This is a genomic window from Micromonospora sp. DT178, from assembly GCF_049841695.1.
Taxonomy (GTDB): Bacteria; Actinomycetota; Actinomycetes; order Mycobacteriales; family Micromonosporaceae; genus Micromonospora.
The window spans coordinates 315,147-333,115 of record NZ_JBNCKV010000003.1 but is presented as its reverse complement, the minus strand read 5'-3'; the positions used below and the strand labels follow the sequence as shown (position 1 = coordinate 333,115).

General features: G+C 73.0%; 16 protein-coding genes. 11 read left to right on the top strand and 5 right to left on the bottom strand.

All coding sequences use genetic code 11. The features are described from left to right. Positions 1–71 precede the first annotated feature (71 nt). The 6 genes from tsf to ACLQ22_RS08090 all read left to right on the top strand — a co-directional run bounded on the left by tsf (position 72) and on the right by ACLQ22_RS08090 (position 6,652). Positions 72–902, top strand: a complete 831-nt coding sequence (tsf, locus tag ACLQ22_RS08115; RefSeq protein WP_425691695.1) for a translation elongation factor Ts — start codon at positions 72–74, stop codon at positions 900–902. Between the two features lie 160 nt (positions 903–1,062). Next, positions 1,063–1,830, top strand: a complete 768-nt coding sequence (gene pyrH / locus ACLQ22_RS08110; RefSeq protein WP_091096741.1) for a UMP kinase — start codon at positions 1,063–1,065, stop codon at positions 1,828–1,830. A 76-nt stretch (positions 1,831–1,906) separates the two neighbouring features. Next, complete coding sequence (gene frr / locus ACLQ22_RS08105; protein ID WP_089001534.1) at positions 1,907–2,464, top strand: ribosome recycling factor; 558 nt, start codon at positions 1,907–1,909, stop codon at positions 2,462–2,464. Between the two features lie 294 nt (positions 2,465–2,758). Then, positions 2,759–3,961 carry a phosphatidate cytidylyltransferase gene (locus ACLQ22_RS08100; protein ID WP_425691694.1) on the top strand — a complete coding sequence of 401 codons (1,203 nt, stop codon included), beginning with the start codon at positions 2,759–2,761 and terminating at the stop codon, positions 3,959–3,961. 104 nt (positions 3,962–4,065) lie between these two features. After that, positions 4,066–5,217, top strand: coding sequence for a 23S rRNA (adenine(2503)-C(2))-methyltransferase RlmN (gene rlmN, locus ACLQ22_RS08095; RefSeq protein WP_416605528.1), 1,152 nt, complete (start codon positions 4,066–4,068; stop codon positions 5,215–5,217). A 31-nt stretch (positions 5,218–5,248) separates the two neighbouring features. Beyond that, positions 5,249–6,652, top strand: coding sequence for a DivIVA domain-containing protein (locus tag ACLQ22_RS08090; protein ID WP_425691693.1), 1,404 nt, complete (start codon positions 5,249–5,251; stop codon positions 6,650–6,652). A 100-nt stretch (positions 6,653–6,752) separates the two neighbouring features. Here the strand turns inward: ACLQ22_RS08090 and ACLQ22_RS08085 are convergent, their stop codons facing one another. Further along, positions 6,753–6,974 carry a DUF2631 domain-containing protein gene (locus ACLQ22_RS08085; RefSeq protein ID WP_121396083.1) on the bottom strand — a complete coding sequence of 74 codons (222 nt, stop codon included), beginning with the start codon at positions 6,972–6,974 and terminating at the stop codon, positions 6,753–6,755. A 272-nt stretch (positions 6,975–7,246) separates the two neighbouring features. Between ACLQ22_RS08085 and ACLQ22_RS08080 the strand changes: the two genes are divergently transcribed. Together ACLQ22_RS08080 and ACLQ22_RS08075 are read left to right on the top strand one after the other, a co-directional pair. After that, complete coding sequence (locus tag ACLQ22_RS08080) at positions 7,247–8,839, top strand: Rieske 2Fe-2S domain-containing protein (protein ID WP_425691692.1); 1,593 nt, start codon at positions 7,247–7,249, stop codon at positions 8,837–8,839. Positions 8,840–8,951: 112 nt separating this feature from the next. Next, entirely contained in the window at positions 8,952–9,593 is a 642-nt protein-coding gene (locus ACLQ22_RS08075) for a TMEM175 family protein (RefSeq protein WP_425691796.1), read from the top strand. Here the strand turns inward: ACLQ22_RS08075 and ACLQ22_RS08070 are convergent. Further along, positions 9,574–11,169, bottom strand: coding sequence for a phytoene desaturase family protein (locus ACLQ22_RS08070; RefSeq protein WP_425691691.1), 1,596 nt, complete (start codon positions 11,167–11,169; stop codon positions 9,574–9,576). The two genes, ACLQ22_RS08075 and ACLQ22_RS08070, sit on opposite strands and share 20 nt — an antisense overlap. A 527-nt stretch (positions 11,170–11,696) precedes the next feature. Here ACLQ22_RS08070 and ACLQ22_RS08065 point away from each other — a divergent pair. Beyond that, positions 11,697–12,023, top strand: a complete 327-nt coding sequence (locus ACLQ22_RS08065) for a hypothetical protein (RefSeq protein WP_425691690.1) — start codon at positions 11,697–11,699, stop codon at positions 12,021–12,023. A gap of 55 nt (positions 12,024–12,078) precedes the next feature. On the opposite strand, the gene ACLQ22_RS08060 is transcribed toward ACLQ22_RS08065, so the two are convergent. Beyond that, positions 12,079–12,807 carry a TetR/AcrR family transcriptional regulator gene (locus ACLQ22_RS08060; RefSeq protein WP_425691689.1) on the bottom strand — a complete coding sequence of 243 codons (729 nt, stop codon included), beginning with the start codon at positions 12,805–12,807 and terminating at the stop codon, positions 12,079–12,081. A gap of 103 nt (positions 12,808–12,910) precedes the next feature. Here ACLQ22_RS08060 and ACLQ22_RS08055 point away from each other — a divergent pair, with 103 nt between their 5' ends. Then, complete coding sequence (locus ACLQ22_RS08055; protein ID WP_425691688.1) at positions 12,911–15,109, top strand: MMPL family transporter; 2,199 nt, start codon at positions 12,911–12,913, stop codon at positions 15,107–15,109. On the opposite strand, the gene ACLQ22_RS08050 is transcribed toward ACLQ22_RS08055, so the two are convergent. Further along, positions 15,013–15,888: a YhjD/YihY/BrkB family envelope integrity protein gene (locus tag ACLQ22_RS08050; RefSeq protein ID WP_425691687.1), complete on the bottom strand. Its 876-nt coding sequence runs from the start codon at positions 15,886–15,888 to the stop codon at positions 15,013–15,015. The genes ACLQ22_RS08055 and ACLQ22_RS08050 overlap by 97 nt on opposite strands. Positions 15,889–15,939: 51 nt before the next feature. Here ACLQ22_RS08050 and ACLQ22_RS08045 point away from each other — a divergent pair, with 51 nt between their 5' ends. Next, positions 15,940–16,494, top strand: a complete 555-nt coding sequence (locus tag ACLQ22_RS08045; protein WP_425691686.1) for a GNAT family N-acetyltransferase — start codon at positions 15,940–15,942, stop codon at positions 16,492–16,494. 86 nt (positions 16,495–16,580) lie between these two features. On the opposite strand, the gene ACLQ22_RS08040 is transcribed toward ACLQ22_RS08045, so the two are convergent. Continuing rightward, positions 16,581–17,897, bottom strand: a complete 1,317-nt coding sequence (locus ACLQ22_RS08040) for a family 43 glycosylhydrolase (protein WP_425691685.1) — start codon at positions 17,895–17,897, stop codon at positions 16,581–16,583. Between the last annotated feature and the right edge of the window lie 72 nt (positions 17,898–17,969).

Genomic DNA, 17,969 nt, shown 5'->3' with positions numbered 1-17,969 from the left:
CGTCGCGCCCGGATCCGGGTAACCGGCACCAGGACCAACCCACCCGCAGTCTCAACACCGAAGAGAGAGCCATGTCCAACTTCACCGCCGCGGACGTCAAGAAGCTCCGCGACCTCACCGGCGCCGGCATGATGGACTGCAAGAAGGCGCTGACCGAGGCCGAGGGCGACTTCGACAAGGCCGTCGAGATCCTGCGCGTCAAGGGCGCCAAGGACGTCGGCAAGCGGGCCGGCCGTACGGCCGCCAACGGTCTGATCGCCCACTCCGGCAAGGCGCTGCTCGAACTCAACTGCGAGACCGACTTCGTCGCCAAGACCGACGCCTTCATCGAGCTGGCCCAGCAGCTGGTGGAGCACGGCGAGCGCAGCGGCGTCGGCACCGCCGAGGAACTGCTCGCCACCGAGCTGGACGGCAAGACCGTCGCCGACCTGGTGCAGGAGCAGTCCGCCAAGATCGGCGAGAAGCTCGTGCTCAACCGCTTCGCCAAGCTCGACGGCACCACCGCCGTCTACCTGCACCGCAAGAGCCAGGACCTGCCCCCGGCGGTCGGCGTGCTGGTGCAGTACACCAGCACGGCCGGCGACGAGGCGTCCGACTCGGACGCCCGGGGCGTGGCGATGCAGATCGCCGCCATGCGGCCGAAGTACCTCACCCGGGACGAGGTGCCGGGCGACGTCGTCGAGTCCGAGCGGCGCATCGCCGAGCAGACCGCCCGCGAGGAGAACAAGCCCGAGGCGGCCCTGCCGAAGATCGTCGAGGGTCGGGTGAACGCGTTCTTCAAGGACTACGTCCTGCTGGAGCAGGCCTCGGTCGCCGACAACAAGAAGTCGGTGAAGCAGCTGCTGGCCGAGGCCGGCATCGAGGTCACCCGCTTCGTGCGGTTCGAGGTCGGCCAGGCCTGAGCCGCCCCGGGCGCTCCGCGCGCCGCGGGCAGGGAAACGTCGACGAGGAGGCCGCCGGTGTACGTGACAGGCACCGCGGCCTCCTCGTCACATAGGGTCGGCTACGGCAGTTTCGCGGTACGGGGCGTACGGGACGTGCGCATGGGGAAGGGCGGGGCGGATGACGCAGGTTGTGAGTGACCGGAGTCTGGCGGCGGACGATCCGACGGCGCCACCCCCCGGTCGGGCCCGCCGGGTGGTGCTGAAGCTCTCCGGTGAGGTGTTCGGCGGGGGCGCGATCGGGGTGGACCCGGACGTCGTGCAGGCCATCGCCCGGCAGATCGCCACCGTGGTCCGCCGCGGCGTGCAGGTCTCGGTGGTGGTCGGCGGCGGCAACTTCTTCCGGGGCGCGGAGTTGCAGAAGCGCGGCATGGACCGGGCCCGGGCCGACTACATGGGCATGCTCGGCACCGTGATGAACTGCCTCGCGTTGCAGGACTTCCTGGAGAAGGAGGGCATCGAGACGCGCGTGCAGAGCGCGATCACGATGGCCCAGGTCGCCGAGCCCTACATCCCGCTGCGCGCCATCCGGCACCTGGAGAAGGGCCGCGTGGTGATCTTCGGCGCGGGCGCCGGGATGCCCTACTTCTCCACCGACACCGTGGCCGCCCAGCGGGCCCTGGAGATCCGCGCCGACGTGGTGCTGATGAGCAAGAACGGCGTGGACGGCGTCTACACCGCCGACCCGCGGGTCGACCCGACCGCCAGCAAGTTCGACTCGATCACCTTCTCCGAGGTGCTGCGACGTAACCTGCGGGTCGCCGACGCCGCCGCGTTCAGCCTGTGCATGGAGAACGGCCTGCCGATGCTGGTCTTCGGCGCGCAGGGCGACGACACCATCATCCGGGCCGTGGGTGGCGACAAGATCGGCACCCTGATCACCGCCTGAGCGGTCTGACCCCGACCTCAGCGGTCCCTCCGACACGACAAGCCCACGACGAGCACAGAAGGAGGCGAGGAGACCGGTGATCGACGACACCCTCCTCGAGGCCGAGGAGAAGATGGAGCGTGCGATCGAGCACGCCAAGGAGGAGTTCGGCGCGATCCGCACCGGTCGCGCCAACGCCGCCATGTTCTCCAAGATCATCATCGACTACTACGGCAGCCCCACGCCGCTGCCCCAGATGGCGTCCATCGGGGTTCCCGAGCCGCGCATGGTCATCATCAAGCCGTACGACAACTCGCAGATCAACGCCATGGAGAAGGCGATCCGCGACTCCGACCTCGGCGCCAACCCGAACAACGAGGGCAACCAGCTCCGCATCCTGCTCCCGCAGATGACCGAGGAGCGCCGCCGAGAGATGATCAAGGTCGCCCGGCACAAGGGTGAGGAGGCCAAGGTGGCCATCCGCAACATCCGCCGCAAGGGCAAGGAAGAGCTGGACCGGCTCGTCAAGGACGGCGAGGTCGGCGAGGACGACGGCCGCCGCGCCGAGAAGGAACTCGACGACCTGACCCAGCGCTTCGTCGCCGCCGTCGACGACCTGGTCAAGCACAAGGAGAACGAGCTTCTCGAGGTGTGAGCCGTACGCCGGCATTCCACCGGCGACGACGGCATCGTGGCACCGGCGCTCCACCGTCCGATCCGGGCGGCGGGCCCGGTGCCACCGTCGTAGAAGGGCCGGCACGGGGCCGGTCCGACGTGAGGGATCGGTGGGTGCAGTAGGCTCGGCAGGATTCCCGGCCACCCTGCGGTGAACGCTGGGGATCGGCCGGCCGTCGGGCGGGTCGACCGGACGGAACAGTCGCGCGGGTAGGGGAATGGTTGTGGTTGTGCGTCATCTGGTGGATCTCGTAGCGGTCCCGCTCGGTGCGTGATGTCCCACCTCGATCCCCACGGCAGCGCCGAGCCCCGCGGCTGGGACCGCCCCGAAGCCCCCGCCCCCGCACCGGCGCCCGCCCTCCCCTGGCCGGAGCCCGAGATCGATCCGGGCCAGTGGCACCGCCGGCCCGCCGTGCTCCCCGACGCGTACGCCGAGGCGCCGGCCCGCTCCCGCCCGCAGGCCGACGTGGCGGCGGCCGGTGACCCGGCGGCGATGAACGGCCACCGCGACCATCCCGACGACTCCGAATACCCGACCACCCAGCTCGAACCGGTCCGGGACGTCGAGCCGGAGCCGGAGCCCGCGCGGCCCCCGGGCCGCCGGCAGCGCGGTCGGCGCCGGGCCGGTGCCGACCGGCCCCCGACCCAGCAGCCCGCCCCGAGCCGGGCCGGGCGCAACCTGCCGGCGGCCATCGCCGTCGGCGTGGGCCTCGGCGCCCTGATCGTGGTGCCGCTGTTCTTCTACCGGACCGCCTTCCTGGTGGTGGTGGCCGCGGCGGTCGCCGTCGGCATGTGGGAGATGGCCCGGGCGGTACGCCGCAGCGGCGCGCATCCGCCGCTGGTGCCGCTGATCGCCGGCGGGGTGCTCACCGTCGGGCTGGCCTGGTTCTCCGGTCCCGACGCGCTCAGCCTCGGCCTCCTGGTGACGGTGCTGGGCACCATGGTCTGGCGGCTCGGCGACGGGCCGGGCGGCTTCCAGCGTGACCTGACCGCCGCCACCCTCATCGCGGTGTACGTGCCGTTCCTCGGCGGCTTCGCCGCGCTGCTGGCGGCGGTGCCCGAGGACGGCGACCTGCGGGTGCTGGTGACGCTGGCCGCGGTGGTCCTCTCCGACACCGGCGGGTACGCCGCCGGCGTCAGCTTCGGCAAGCATCCGATGGCCCCCTCGGTGAGCCCGAAGAAGTCCTGGGAGGGCTTCGCCGGCTCGGTCACCGCCGCGGCGCTGGGCAGCGCCCTGCTGCTCTGGCTGCTCCTCGACGTGGCCCCGTGGTGGGGCGCGCTCTTCGGGCTGGCGGTCTCCGGCGCCGCCGTCCTCGGTGACCTCGCCGAGTCCATGATCAAGCGGGACCTCGGGGTGAAGGACATGAGCAACCTGCTCCCGGGGCACGGCGGCCTGATGGACCGGTTGGACTCGATCCTCTTCGCGCTGCCGACCGCGTACCTGCTCCTGGCGGTCTTCGTCCCGGTGCTGGAGTGAGGCGTGAATCACCCGTCGTCAGTGGTCCCGCCCGGGCGGCGGGGGGCGATTCGGCACCTCCGGACGGGTGTGTCGGCCGTCCGGCGTGACAGACTGGACGCGCCATGACGAGCTTGCCCCTGATCCCCGCAGACCCCGACGCCCCCGGGCGGCGGCCCGCGATGCCTCCCCGTCACCTCGCCGATCTCGACCTCGCCGGCCGCCGGGCCCTGGTCACCGAGCTGGGGGAGCCGGCGTTCCGCGCCAAGCAGGTCTCCACCCACTACTTCGGTCGGCTGGTGCGTGATCCGGGGCAGATGACCGACCTGCCGGCCGCCACCCGGGAGAAGCTCGCCGACCAGCTCCTGCCCCGGCTGCTCACCCCGGTCCGCGAGCTGGCCTGCGACGACGGCGCGACCCGCAAGGCGCTCTGGCGGCTGCACGACGGCTCGCTGGTGGAGAGCGTGCTGATGGGTTACCCGGACCGCGTCACGGTCTGCATCTCCAGCCAGGCCGGCTGCGGCATGGCCTGCCCGTTCTGCGCCACCGGCCAGGCGGGGCTGACCCGCAACCTCTCCACCGCCGAGATCGTCGACCAGGCGGTCTACCTGGCCGGGGTGGCCGCCTCCGGAGCGGTGGCGGGTTCTCCGCCGCGCCTGTCGCACGTGGTCTTCATGGGCATGGGCGAGCCGCTGGCCAACTACTCCCGGGTGGTCGCGGCGATCCGTCGGCTGGTCGCCCCGGCGCCCGAGGGGCTCGGGCTGTCGCAGCGTCACATCACGGTCTCCACGGTCGGCCTGGTCCCGGCCATCCGCCGACTGGCCAGCGAAGACCTCTCGGTGACCCTTGCGTTGTCGCTGCACGCCCCCGATGATGAGCTGCGCGACGAACTCGTGCCGGTCAACCAGCGCTGGAAGGTGTCCGAGGTGCTGGACGCGGCGTGGGACTACGCGGCCCGCACGGGGCGTCGCGTGTCGATCGAGTACGCGATGATCAGAGACGTGAACGACCAGCCGTGGAGAGCCGATCTGCTCGGGCGGCTGCTGGCCGGGAAGCTGACCCACGTGAACCTCATCCCCCTCAACCCGACTCCGGGCAGCCGTTGGGACGCCAGCCCCAAGCCGGTCGAGCGGGAGTTCGTCCGGCGGTTGCGCGAGGCCGGGGTGTCGACGACCGTGCGGGACACCCGGGGTCGCGAGATCGACGGAGCGTGCGGGCAGCTCGCCGCCGCCGAGGACATGGACACCGACACCGACCGGGCCGGGGAGAAGGCGTGACCGGGCGTAGCGAACGAGACCAGGAGACATAGTGGCGAGTCAGGGTCAGCGTTTCCGGCGTAAGGCGCTCCGCCGGGGATACAAGGTCGACGAGGTCGACGCCTTCCTGGACCGGGTCGAGGCGACGCTCGACGGCCGGCCGGTGGGTGCCCCCGTCGCCTCCCAGGAGGTCCACGACGTCGTCTTCCGGGTCCGCTTCAACGGCTACGACGAGTGGCAGGTCGACCTGCACCTCGACCGGGTCGAGCGGCAGCTGGCCGAGCTGGAGGAGCGCGGTGGCGCCGGCGGCCGCGGCGGCGACCCCCGCGACGCCGATCGCCTGGGCCCGCCGGACCGCCTCGGCCCGCCCGACCGCATGGGTCCGCCCGACCGGATGGGTCCCCCGGACCGGATGGGCCCGCCGGTGCGCGACGACCGCGGCATGTCGCCGGTCCCGCAGCCGATGCCGCCCCGGCCGATGCCGGCGCAGGCCGGTCCGCCCGGCGACCGCTACGGCCGCTACGACGAGCCCACCGGCGCCTTCGCCGGTGGTTACGACGCCCCCCGGGGCGGCTACGAGCCGCCGCGCGGCCCCGGCGGCCCCGGCCCGATGGGACCGGGCGCCCCGATGGGCCACGGCGCCCCGCCGCCGCGCGGCCTGCCCGCCGGCCCCAGCGGCTACGGCGACGGCCCCGGCAACTACGGCGACCGCCCCGGCGGCTACGGCGACGGTCCGGGCAAGTACGCCGACGGTCCGGGCGGCGGCTACGGCGACGGTCCGGGCAAGTACGCCGACGCGCCGGGCGGTGGTTACGGCGACGGTCCGGGCGGCGGCTACGGCGACGGCCCGGGTAACTACGGCGACCGTCCGGGCGGCTACGGCGACGGCCCCGGTGGCTACGGCGACGAGCCGCGTTTCGACGGGTTCGAGGCCGGCCGGCGTGCTCGCGCCGACATGACCGCCGAGATCCGGATGCCCGAGCGGGACCTGCGTGAACTGCGGGGCCGGGGCCCGGCCGGGCCCCCTCCGCAGCCGGGCTTCGGCGGCCCACCGCACGCCGGCCCACCGCACGCCGGCCCACCGCACGCCGGCCCACCGCACGCCGGCCCACCGCACGCCGGCCCGCCGGTCGGCGGTCCGCCGGTCGGTGGCCCACCCGTGGGTGGCCCACCCGTCGGTGGCCCGCCGATGGCCGGCCCGCCCGGCAGCGACCTCTACCGCGTCGACCAGATCCGGCGCAGCTTCCAGGTGCGCCGGTTCGGCAGCGGGTACGACCCCGACCAGGTCGACCGGTTCTTCGACACGCTGCTGGGCGGCATGCAGGGGCGCAACCCGATGCCGGTGAACCCGAAGGAACTGGACACGCTGCGCTTCGGGCTGGTGCCCGGCGGCTACTTCGAGGCCGAGGTCGACGCCGCGCTCAAGGACGTGCAGGACATCCTGTTCGGCCGCTGATCCGCGTACGGCGAGGGCCCGCTCCCCGGTCGGGGGCGGGCCCTCGTGCGTGTGGTCTCCGGCGCGCGGACCGGTGCGACGCCGGCTGACGCGGGTGCGGTCAGGACCGCAGGCCGTTGCGCCGCAGCACGGTGTCGCCGATGACGATGAGCAGCAGCAGCACGGCCAGGCCGATCAGCCAGATGTTCTCGACCCTGCCCTCGTGGTTGCCGCAGAGCATCGCCAGCAGGGCCAGCGCGGAGACCACCGCGCCGATCCGCCCGGACTTGCGGTGCCCGGGCTTGTGCTGGTCTGGCGACGTTACCGGCTCGCTTCCTGCCACTGTCGGTCCTTCCCTCGCGATCGGATCTCCGGTTAGTCTGGCACGCCCCGCGCCGGGCCCGGCGCTGGGTCCGACCGATGGGGCGGACCGCACGATCCGACCGGGCGAGGCGGGCGTCGGACCGGAGGACGTACGAGGGCCGGCAGGTCGGGACCAAGGGCCCGGCTCCACCCGGGCGCATCGGCACTACCGGCGTCGCGGGTAGGTCGCCAGACTCCCTCCGGTAGCGTTTCTGGCGTACACCTTGTTTGTCGTTTTGAGGGGGAACTGCGGTGCGAGTGACCGGTACGGGGCACGCCAGCATGCGGATCGACACGGCCGCGGGCAGCATCCTGTGCGACCCGTGGGTCAATCCGGCCTATTTCGCCTCTTGGTTCCCGTTTCCGGACAACTCCCTGCTCGACTGGGAGGCGCTCGGCGACGTCGACTACCTCTACGTCTCCCACCTCCACCGGGACCACTTCGACGCGGCGCACCTGAAGCGCTTCGTGTCGAAGTCGGCCACCGTGCTGCTGCCCGCGTTCCCCACCTCCGAGATGGAGGACGAGCTGCGGGAGCTGGGCTTCACCAAGTTCCTGAAGGCGCCGAACGAGCAGGTCGTGGAGCTGGACGGCGGCCTGAAGATCATGATCCAGGCGCTGACCAGCCCGACCGACGGCCCGATCGGCGACTCCTCGCTGTGGGTGGAGTACGACGGGGTCCGGCTGCTCAACCAGAACGACGCCCGCCCGACCGACCTGAGCGTCTTCGCCGAGCTGGGTCACGTGCACGCGCACATGCTCCAGTTCTCCGGCGCGATCTGGTACCCGATGGTCTACGAGCTGCCGCAGGCGGCGAAGACGGCGTTCGGCAAGCAGAAGCGGGACCGGCAGTTCGACCGCACCTGGCGCTACATCGACGACCTGAAGGCCGACCACGTCTTCCCGATCGCCGGGCCGCCCTGTTTCCTCGACGACGAGCTGTGGCAGTTCAACGACATCCACGGCGACGAGGGCAACATCTTCCCCGACCAGTCGGTCTTCCTGAGCGAGTACGCCAAGGTCGGCGGCACCAACGGCGTCGTGCTGCTCCCGGGCAGCGTCGCCGAGGTCACCACGGAGAGCTGCGAGACCAGCCACCCGGTGCCGGTGGAGGAGTTCTTCGCGAACAAGGTCGCCCACCTGGAGGAGATGCGCGAGCGCAAGCGGCCCGTCATCGAGGCCGAGAAGGCGTCCTGGCGGCACCCCGAGGTGGACGTGCTCAAGGAGATGCAGCGCCGCGTCGAGCCCCTGCTGGAGGAGTCGATCTACCTGGCCAAGGGGGTCGGCGGCCCGGTCCGCTTCGACCTGGTGGGCACCGACGACTCGGGCGGCGAGACGATTGAGTCGATCGTGGTGGACTTCCCCGGCAAGCAGGTCCGGCCGTACGCCGACGAGAAGGTCCGCTACCGGTTCCGTACCGACCGGGCGCTGATCGAGCACCTGCTGCACATCGGCGAGGTGGACTGGGTCAACTCCCTCTTCCTCTCCTGCCGCTTCTCGGCGGCCCGGATCGGCCAGTACAACGAGTTCGTCTACGCCTTCTTCAAGTGCCTCTCCACGGAGCGCCTCCAGTACGCCGAGGGCTGGTACGACGAGCACGAGCGGACCAGCGACGGCGAGGACATCACCCTCGGCGACTGGGTGGTGCAGCGGCGCTGCCCGCACCTGAAGGCCGACCTGACCCGGTTCGGCATCGTCGACGGCGACCAGCTCACCTGCCAACTGCACGGCTGGAAGTTCGACCTGCCCAGCGGCCGCTGCCTGACCAGCGTCGGCCACAAGGTCCGGGCGCACCGGGCCGGCGAGCAGCAGACCCCCGCCCCGGCGGGCGGGGCGGCCAGCTAACGGCGATTTCCCCGCGCCCGCCGCCCCCGCCGGGTGACCATCAGGTCGAAGAGGGGGCGGCGTGGCCGAGGGAGTGGGCAGGAGCGGGTACCGGTACCGACGTGACCGGGAGATGGCCCGGGACGCCTCCCGGGTGGAGACGTTCAGCGACGGCGTCTTCGCGGTCGTGCTGACGGTGATGGCCGTCGAACTGCTCCAGAACGGCCCGGCCAGGGCCGGTGGGAGGGAGCTTCCCGACGCCCTCGCCCATGCCTGGCCGTCCTACCTGGCGTATGTGATCACCTTCGGCATCGCCGGCCAGATCTGGATCGGCCACCACAACATGTGGCGGTACGTGGTCCGGGTGGATCAGCTGCTGCTGGTGCTCAACCTGCTCGTGCTGCTCTTCGTGGCCGCGATCCCGTTCACCGCCGACCTGCTGTCGGACAACCTGCGCGGCGAGCCGCCCGAGCAGCGGTTGACCGCCGCGCTCTACTTCGGCACCGTGCTCGGCGAGTCGGTCTGCTTCAACCTGAGCTGGTGGTGGGCGCGGCGGCGAGGGCTGCTCCACCCCGATCTGGATCCCCGGCTGGCCCGTGCGGTGGCGCGGCGCCTGCTGCTGCGCCCACTGCTCTACCTGATCGCCTTCGCCTTCGTCTTCGTCAACGCGATCCTCAGCCTGCTGCTCTACCTGCTGCTCCTCGGTCTCTCCCTCGTGCACCGTCCCGGCGACCTGCCCCCCGCCGGCGGCGAGGTCAGCGGCCGAGGTCGGTGAGGATGCGGCGGGCGGCGTTGTGGCCGGCGGCGCCGATGACGCTGCCCGCCGGGTGGCAGCCGGCACTGCCGGCGTAGACGCCGTCGACCCCCGTGGCGTACGGCATCCGGTCGGTGAACGAGACCGTGTTGTCGACGTGGTGGATGTGCCCGCCGGTGATCCCGAAGTGCGCCTCGATGCCGGGCGGCGGCAGGGGCACCGCGTCGGCGATCAGGTCCCCGGTGCCGGGGGCGTACCGCTCGCAGATCCCGATCAGGCGGTCCACGTAGCCGGGCAGCGCCTCGTCCCAGGTGGTGCCGGCCAGCTCGTACGGCACCGACTGCACGAAGAGCGCCGACGAGTGGTGCCCCCGGCCGTCCGACAGCGACGGGTCCACGGTGGTGTGCAGGTACCACTCGATGGTCGGCTCGTCGGGCAGCAGCCCCGCCTGCACGTCCGCCCACATGGCGCGTAGCGCCGCCATCGGCGGCTCGCCGCCCCCGCCGGTCAGCGAGTCCGAGCCGGGCAGCAGGTGGATCGTCGAGCCGAACGGGCTCGCCGCGTCGCCGGGCAGGCAGGAGAAGCGGGGCAGGCCGGTGAGCGCCAGGTTGAGCTTGAGCGTGGTGCCGGGTCGGCGGACCGCCGCCATCCGGTCGGCCAGCGGCGCCGGGAGCGCGCCGTCGGGCAGCAGGTCCATCAGCCGGTACGGGTCGCAGGCGCCGAGCACCACCCGGGCCGCGACCTCCCGCCCGTCGGCGAGGACCACCCCGCCCGCCGCGCCGCCGTCCAGGGTGATCGCGCTGACCGGCGTGCCGGTCAGAATCGTCGCGCCGGCGGCCCGGGCGGCGTCGGCGAAGACGCGCGACACGGTGCCCATCCCGCCCTCGGTGATCATCCACGTGCCGTCGGAGCCGGGCAGCCGGCACATGTTGTGGACGAGGAAGTTGTGCCCGGTGCCGGGGTCGTCGGGGCCGGCGTTGAGCCCGGAGAGGCCGTCGGTGACCGCGTACATGCTGACCAGCAGCTCGGAGCGGAAGTCGAAGCGGGCCAGGTGGTCGGCGACCGAGCCGCGGACGAGGTCGACGAAGACCTGTCGCAGCGCCGGCCGGACGTGCCGCTCGGCGGTCTCCTCGACGGGCAGCGGCCCGGCCAGCCAGGCGGGGGCGAGGTCGTCGCGCAGCGCGGCCAGCTCGGCCTGGAGGGCGTCGTCGGCGGCCACGTCGGCGGGGGAGAAGAACTCCGCGAGCTGCGCCCGGGTGGCCGCCGTGTCGCTGCCGAAGAGCAGGTACGGCGAGCCGGGGCCACCGGGGGTGGGCAGGAAGTAGTGCGGGTCGCGGCGCAGCACGGGGATCCGCACGTCCAGCGTGGCGAGCAGCTCCGGCGGCATCAGCCCGAGCAGGTACGACCCGGTGGAGTGGCGCAGCCCCGGCACCCTGCGGAACGGTGCCTCGGTGCGGGTGGCCCCGCCGATCACGTCCGCCGCCTCCAGCACCAGCACGTCCAGCCCGGCGCGGGCGAGCAGGATCGCGGACACCAGACCGTTGTGCCCGGCGCCGACGATCACCACGTCGGCCCGGGGCGGCAGCTCGTCACCCATGCCGGGGGAGCCTACTGCCCGCAGCCGCCACCGGTCAGCCCTTCGCCGCCTGTCGGCCTCTCGTCGTCGGCGGCCCCTCGACCGGTGAGCCCGGTGCCCCGGGGGCGACCGTGTGGCCCACAGGTGCGCCGTGGGCCCACAGTGTGGATCATGACGAAGGGCAGGTGGAAGGGCAGGTAGGTCCCGTTAGGCTTGCCTGCCATGGCAGCACCCTGCACCGCGCCCGCCCCCGCCCCGAACGCCGCGGTGATACCCACCGGGCGGCGTCGCGCCCGGATCGGGCTGCCCATCGCCCTGCTCCTCGTCCTGGCCGGGGTCGGCGGGCTCGTCGCGGCCGTCGCGGTCATCGGCGGGAGCCACCAGCCACGGTCACCCATGGCGGGGCTCGTCGCGGCGGGCATGCTCGCGGCCCTCGGTGTGCCGGGCGGCCTGCTCCTCGTGGCGTTCTGGCGGCAGCGGCGGACGAGGATCCTCGTCGACCACGCCGGCATGTGGTTCGACACGGGCACCCGGCGCCAGGTCATACCGTGGCGCACGCTCGCCGGCGTCGGCCTGTTCCACAGCCAGGGCACAGGTCCAGTTTCCACTCCCTGGAGCTGTACCCGGCGGGCCCCGTCGACCGCGACGACCCGGTGCTGTGGACGCTGGTGCGCGAGGAGGAGCCGTTCCGTCCCGGGCTGCCCCGCCTGCGCCACCGGCTCCGGGTCGAGGCCGCGGACGTGCCCATGGCGGTGGCGGCGGTCCGCCACTACGCGCCGCACCTCTGGCTCGGTGAGTCCTGGCGCGAGCGCAGCCACATCGGCCGGCCCGACCGCGCCGGGCACCGGGAGCGGACCCGGGCGCTCCGGCGGTAGCCCGTCCCGCCGATCTGCCGGCCCCAGAGGCCGCCGGAGACGCCGGCCCTGTCCCTCAGGAGGGCCCGTCGTCGCCCGTGGGTGGGTCGGCCAGCAGTTGGGCGGTGAACGTCTCCAGCTCCAGCTCGAAGAGCGCCTCGGCGTCGGTGACCGCCCAGTCGAACTGGTGGAAGACCTCCATGGCCACCAGCCCGTAGAGCCGGGTCCAGCCGGAGAGGAAGGCGTACGCGACCTCGACGGGCACCTCGCCGTGGCTGAGCCGCAGCGGCTCCAGCCGCCGCCCGCCCAGGTGCCGCCGGAGCAGCTCGGGCGGCGGGGTGTGGAAGGGGGAGCGGCGCCAGAGGTCGAGGATCGGTCGGACGAAGACCGCGCCGAGGCGGGCGCCGGGGTGGTCCGGATCGGCGCCGTTGTCGACGGGCGCGTTGCGCCCGGGGGTCGGGGCGCCGAAGATCAGCCCGAACTCGGCGGGGTGCGCCACGGACCAGGCGCGGAACGTCCGGGACATGGCCAGTAGCTGGTCGACCGGCTCGCCCCCGGCGTCGTCCCGGGCCGCCTCCAGCCGCAGCCGCAGCTCGTCGTAGAGGTCGCCGGCCAGCGCCGCGACGAGCGCCTCCAGGCTGGGGAAGTAGCGGTAGATGGCCGGCGCGGTCATGCCCATGTCGCGGGCGATGGCCCGCAGCGACACGGCGTCGACCCCGCCCGTCACCAGCAGCCGCCGAGCCCCGTCCTTGATCTCGGCGACCGTCGCCGAGCGCAGGCGTTCCCGTCGGCTCGGTGCGCCCATCCGGCTGACTCCCTTGACCGAAACGACCGCCGTTGCGATAGTTAACGGCGTTCACTCAAATAAGCGATGGTCACAGCGTAGCCGTCGTCGGAGGGGGAGGCGAATGTTCGCCTGGTGGGGACAGATGGTCGTGCGGCTGCGCTGGTCGGTGCTGGCCGCCGCCCTGGTGCTCGTCGCGGTCGGTTCCACCTGGGGGGTCGGGGTCTTCGGGCAGCTGACCGGCGGCGGCTTCGACGACCCGGCCAGCGAGTCCAGTCGGGCCGCCGAGCGGATCACCCGGGAGCTGGGGCCGCAGGGGGCCGACCTCGTCGTGCTCTGGTCCAGCGACGCCTCGACCGTCGACCAGCCCGCCTTCCGTGACCCGGTCGCGGCCACCGTCGCCCGGCTGCGCGAGCGTCCGGAGATCACCAGCGTCACCACCTGGTACGACACCCAGGCCCCCGTGCTGCTCTCCACCGACCGCCGGGCCACCTACGCCCTGGTCCAGCTCCGGGCCGCCGACAAGGACGACAAGGCCGCCGCGTACGAGGAGCTGCGGCCGGCGCTCGATGCGCCCGGCGTACGGACCGAGGTCGGCGGCGCCACGGCGGCCCTTCAGGAGTCGAACACCCAGACCACCAAGGACATCACCCGCGCGGAACTGCTCTCCATGCCGGTGCTCCTGGTGCTGCTCGTGCTGATCTTCGGCGGGCTGGTGGCCGCCTCCACGCCCCTGCTGATCGGCGGGCTCGCCATCCTCGGCGCGTTCGTCGCCGTCCGGCTGGTCAACATGGTCACCGACGTGTCGGTCTTCGCGATCAACGTCATCACCCTGATCGGCCTGGGCATGGCGGTCGACTACGCCCTCTTCGTGGTCAGCCGGTTCCGCGAGGAGTTGGCCGCCGGGCACGACACCCCGGCCGCGATCCGGCGCACCATGGCCACGGCCGGTCGGACGGTGCTGGTCTCCGGGCTCACCATCGCGACCGCCATGGCCAGCCTGCTGATCTTCCCGCAGGCGTTCCTGCGCTCGATGGCGCTCGGCGGGATGGCCGCCGTGCTGGTCGCCATGCTGGCGGCGTTGACCGTGCTGCCGGCCCTGCTCGCGGTGCTCGGCCACCGGATCGACGCGCTGCGCGTACCGCTGCCGTGGCGGCGTGGGGCGCGCGGTGCGCGGCCGGCGAACGGTGGGACGGGCGGCGCCTGGGCCCGGATCGCGCACAGCGTGATGCGCCGCCCGGTGCGCTACCTGGTCGGGGTGACCGTGCTGCTCCTGCTGCTGGCCACGCCGATCCTGCGGATGGAGTTCGGCGGGTTCGACGACCGGGTGCTGCCCGCGACCGCCGAGCCCCGGGTGGTCTCCGAGCGGATCGCCGCCGAGTTCCCCGGCGGCACGATCGCGCCGATCGACGTGCTGGTCTCCGGGGCGTCCCCGGAGCAGGTGCAGCCCTTCGCCGACCGGGTGGCCGCCGTGCCGGGCGTGACCGGGGTGCAGGTGGCGGCCAACCGGGGCGCGTCGACGCTGCTGACGGTGACCTACCCGGGCGAGCCGACCGGCGACGCGGCGCACGACGTGGTCCGGGCGCTGCGCGACCTGCCGCCGCCGGCCGACGCCGAGGTGCTCGTCGGCGGCCGGCCCGGCGTCGACCTCGACCTGATCGACGGTCTCGCCGAGCGGCTGCCCTGGATGGCCCTGCTGATGGCCGCCGCGATCCTGGTCCTGCTCTTCCTCGCCTTCGGTTCGGTGGTGCTGCCGGTCAAGGCGGTGCTGATGAACCTGGTGTCGATCGGCGCGTCGTTCGGCGTCGTGGTCTGGATCTTCCAGGACGGGCACTTCGCCGACCTGCTCGGCTTCACCCCGACCGGGTTCATCGAGCCGAGCAACCCGATCCTCATGCTCGCCGTGCTCTTCGGGCTGGCGACCGACTACGAGGTGTTCCTGCTCTCCCGGGTGCGCGAGGAGTGGGACCGCACGGGCGACAACACCGCCTCGGTGGCCGTCGCGCTCCAGCGCACCGGGCGGATCATCACCGCCGCCGCGCTGCTGCTGATCATCGTGGTGGCCGGCTTCGCGACGGGCGAGATGGCGTACATCAAGCTCATCGGGATCGGCATGATCGTGGCGATCGTGGTGGACGCGACGCTGGTCCGGGCGCTGCTGGTGCCGGCCACGATGCGGCTGCTCGGCCGCTGGAACTGGTGGGCCCCCGGCCCGCTGGCCCGGGTCTACCGCCGCTTCGGCATCAAGGAGTCCGACGAGCCCGGGCCGGCGGCCCCGGAGCGGGCGCTGCGCCACCGGGACAGCGCGAGGGTGGCGGAGTAGCCGGCCAGCACGATCACGTGGAAGAGGTAGAGCCAGAGCAGGACCGCCACCCCCGCGCCGATCTCGTCGAAGCCCCCGAACGGCACCCCCAGGTCGATCGGGAGCGAGGCGAAGAGCACGAAGCCGTGCAGGAAACCGGAGAGGTTCGCGGCGGTGAACGACCCGACGGCCAGCGCGGAGAGCCAGTCCGGCGACGCCGGGCCGACCACCCGGAACAGCCAGAGCAGCACCGGGGTGAGCACCAGCCAGACCGCCAGGAACGACAGCACCACCCCCAGCGCGCCGGCCCAGCCGCCCTGCCGGACCAACCCGGTGGTCGTGGGCAGCGCGAGCAGGATCGACAGCAGCAGGGCCGGGGCCGGCGCCAGCAGGGGCAACAGCAGCAGCCGGCCCCGCCAGCCGACCAGCGACTCCTCGCTGCGCGGCACGGCGACCGAGACGAAGGCGCGGCGCAGCCCTTCGCCGTAGAGCGACGCCGGGAGCAGCGACGCCAACGCCAGCAGCGGGGTCAGCCCCACCCCGGCCCCGACCAGCGCCTGCACGGCGTGGGGCGCGCCGATCGCGTCCGGCAGCGTCTCCACGGCGTGCGAGGTGAGCCGGCGCACCCGCTCGGCCCCCGCCAGCAGCGAGGTCAGCCAGATCGCGAGCAGGGCCACCGGCACCACGGCGATCGCCCCGTAGAAGGTGATGGCGGCGGCGTGCAGGGACAGGTCCCGGCCCCGCAGCGGGCGGAACGCCGCACTGGTGATCCGCTTCGCCCGTCGCCATCCGCCGCCCATCGCGGCTTCTTTCCCCGTACCGTCCCGCGTCACTCATTATGATCACGGGCCATGACCGTTCTCACCACCCAGCGCCTGGCACTGCGGGAGTGGACCACGGACCCGGCCGACCTGGCCCGGCTCTTCGACATCTACTCCCGGCCCGAGGTCACCCGCTGGCTGGGCGCGCCCGGCCTGCCGCTGACGGACCCGGCGCAGGCCGCCGACCGGCTCGCGATGTGGCGGGAGCGGCACGCGGGGCACGGCGGCCGGTACGGCACCTGGGCGGTCGAGGTCCGCGACACCGGCGTGGTGGCGGGCACGGTGCTGCTCAAGCCGCTGCCCGGCCGGGACGAGAACGTGCCGACCAAGGACATCGAGGTGGGCTGGCACCTGCACCCCGACTCGTGGGGCCACGGGTACGCCACCGAGGCGGCCCGGGCGGCGGCGGCGCGGGAGCTGGCCGCCGGCACGCGGGAGGTGTACGCCGTCGTGGCGCCCGGCAACGAGGCGTCGATGGCGGTGGCCCGCCGGCTCGGCATGACCCACGTGGGCCGCCGCACGGACTGGTACGGCGGCGAATCCCTGGAGACCTTCGTGCTGACCGCCCCTGCCGCCGGGGCCTGAACCCCACTCCGCATGCAGATCTTGGTAGGAAACGGCCCTTGGAGGGGCACCTTTCCACCAAGATCTCCACGCGTTCCCGGCGCGGGCTACGCCACCTCGACGAAGTCGAGTTCCGCCCAGCGGCTCAGGTGGGTGAACCGGAGGGTGTTGAAGCCCGCGTTGAGCGTGACGTCGACGCCCACCTGGCGCCAGACGTCCCAGCCCGTGTTGGGGTAGGTGACGACCTTCGGGTTCGCGCCGTTGACCGTCAGCGTGTGCTGGGCGTCGCCGTAGCCGGCGGCATAGGCGACGTGGGCGCGGTAGCCGCCGGCCCGGGGCGCGAAGACGGTGACCTCGACCCAGCTGTCCGCGTGGTCGATGTACGCCACCACCTGTCCCTGGGACGTGTTCGGGGCGGCGCGCACGGCGCACCGGTTGAGCCCGCCGCGCTCGGCCTCGTACCGCACCCGGCTGCCCCGCACCACGGGGTTCCCGCCGGCCCAGCCCAGCGCCGCCACGTACATGCCCCGGGCGGAGTAGTTGTTGATCCAGCCGTGGAACACGATGTGGTCGCCGCCCGCCTCGCGCACCACGTCCGCCCCGCCGGGCCCCCGCACGGCCGAGTCCAGCGACGCCGTGGTCATCAGCGAGCGGTACGCCTTGGTGTAAGGGCCGGTCAGTGAGGCAGAGGTGGCGTAGCTGGTCTGGTAGCCGTCGCCGCCGTAGCCGCCGAGGGAGTAGAAGAGCACGTACTGCGCGCCGACCTTGGTCAGCACCGGCGCCTCGATGATGCCGCCCTCCTCGGCGCGACCGCTGCGCAGCAACTCGACCCGGGCGCCCTGGAGGGTCACCCCGTCGGCCGCGACCCGTTGCAGCCAGAGGCTCGTCGGCTGGCCGATGGCGTTGCCGTCGTCCTTGTAGAGCAGGTAACGCAGGCCGGTGCTGTCGGTGAAGCTCGCCGCGTCGATGTCGCCGCCCTCGCCGGCGTTGCACACCAGCGGCTGGGTGCCGACGGAGGTGAACGGGCCGAGCGGCGACGTGGCCAGCGCCGCGCCCAGGCACTGCCGGCCCGTGGCCCGGCTGCGGGCGGTGTAGTAGAGCAGGTAACGCCCGTCGGCCCGCTGGGACACGTCGGGCGCCCAGGTCAGGCCCCCGTTGGCCCAGGCGCCGAGGGTCGGCATCGCGTCGGGCCGCCTGGTCCACGCTCCGGTCAGCGAGGTGGCCGTGGCGACCGGGACGTTGCCGTGGCCGTTGTTCGTCGAGTACGCGTAGTAGGTGCCGCCGAACTTGACGACGTCGGGGTCCGGGAAGTCGCTGGCGATGACGAGCGACGGTGTCGTGGTGGCAGCCTGGGCCACTCCCGGGCTGACGAGCAGTGGGGCGGCGACCAGCACGGCCGCCAGCCAGACGAGAGCTCTCCGCATGACGGAAGTCAACCACAGTCATCGATGTACTGAAAGTTTCCTGCGAGCGGATCGCCTGCTGTGCCGCTCGGT